Annotated in this window: 1 protein-coding gene; it reads left to right on the top strand. The window is 71.9% G+C overall.

Annotated elements, in window-relative coordinates:
- Positions 1–596 precede the first annotated feature (596 nt).
- A partial coding sequence (locus tag B9S61_RS13005) for a serine/threonine-protein kinase (protein ID WP_146064818.1) occupies positions 597–1654 on the top strand: 1058 nt, incomplete at its 3' end.

Below are 1654 nucleotides of genomic sequence, written 5' to 3' on the forward strand. Positions count from 1 at the left end.
AGCCGTGCCCGCGGGCGCCGTGACCAGCACGTCGCAGCTCATGGCCCGCTCCCGCGCGGGGAAGGCGGGGCCCAGCGGGTCTACGACGGTCAGCCGGATCTGCATCGCCGTCAGCGGTCCCTTCTGCGCGAGCGCCCGCGGCCACGGGGGACGAAACCGCCCCGCGGTCCCCCACCGCGGTCTTCCCCCACCGCCACACGCGCACGTACGGCCAGTACTGCACGCATCCTCGCACCTGACACCGACAACGCGCCCGCCTTCCGGCAAGGAATGATCTTGATTGGTCGGCTCTGCCCGCAAAAATGCCTGACCAGTGACGAGCCGATGATCGTTTTGTGCCGACTTGAGATCGGTCACGTCCGTTGTGCGGCAACCAACGGACCGACTGATACGTCATTCCTCCGAACCGTCGAACACCGGCGGGAACCGGTACGTAAGACCCATTGCAGAGGGACGACAGTGCGAGCACCGGAAAGCGCGGCGTCGAAGACGACCGGCCGGTATCCCGCGCGGCGGCACTACAGTGGGTCGGAACATTCCGCAGCAGGGTGGACCACGGTGTACGCCAGCCAAGCAAGCAGCAGGGAGCGCATGACGTGCGGCCGGTAGGGAGCAAGTACCTGCTCGAGGAGCCGCTCGGACGCGGCGCCACGGGCACCGTCTGGCGTGCCCGCCAGCGGGAGACCGCGGGTGCCGAGGCGGCCGTACCGGGACAGCCCGGCGAGACCGTGGCGATCAAGGTCCTCAAGGAGGAGCTCGCCAACGACGCCGACATCGTGACGCGCTTCCTGCGCGAGCGGTCGGTCCTGCTGCGGCTCACCCACCCCAACATCGTCCGGGTCCGCGACCTGGTGGTCGAGGGTGATCTGCTGGCCCTGGTCATGGACCTCGTCGAGGGCCCCGACCTGCACCGCCACCTCCGTGAGAACGGCCCCTTCACCCCCGTCGCCGCGGCCCTCCTGACCGCGCAGATCGCCGACGCGCTCGGCGCCAGCCACGCCGACGGCGTGGTGCACCGGGACCTGAAGCCGGCCAACGTCCTGCTGAAGCAGACCGGCGGCGAGATGCACCCGATGCTGACCGACTTCGGCATCGCCCGCCTCGCCGACTCCCCTGGCCTGACCCGTACCCACGAGTTCGTCGGCACCCCCGCGTACATCGCGCCCGAGTCCGCCGAGGGCCGCCCGCAGACCTCCGCCGTCGACATCTACGGCGCCGGCATCCTGCTGTACGAGCTGGTCACCGGACGCCCGCCGTTCTCCGGCGGCTCCGCCCTCGAGGTGCTGCACCAGCACCTGAGCGCCGAACCGCGCCGCCCCTCCACCGTCCCCGACCCGCTGTGGACGGTCATCGAGCGCTGCCTGCGCAAGAACCCGGACGAGCGCCCCAGCGCCGAGAACCTCGCGCGCGGCCTGCGGGTCGTCGCCCAGGGCATCGGCGTGCACGCGAACTCCGGGCAGATCTCCGCCGCGGAGAACGTGGGTGTGCTCCTGGCCCCCGACCCGGCGCCCGCGGCGGTGCCCGGCGCCCCCGGCTCCGCCGACCCCACCCAGGTGCTTCAGCACGGCGCGGGCGGCTACGACCCGGGCGGCGCGACCAGTGTCCTGCCGCAGACCGGTTCCCCGGCCGGTGCCGCCGACCCCACGGCCGTGAT

Origin of the sequence: Streptomyces sp. SM1 (genome assembly GCF_002910825.1) — a bacterium.
GTDB lineage: Bacteria > Actinomycetota > Actinomycetes > Streptomycetales > Streptomycetaceae > Streptomyces > Streptomyces okerensis.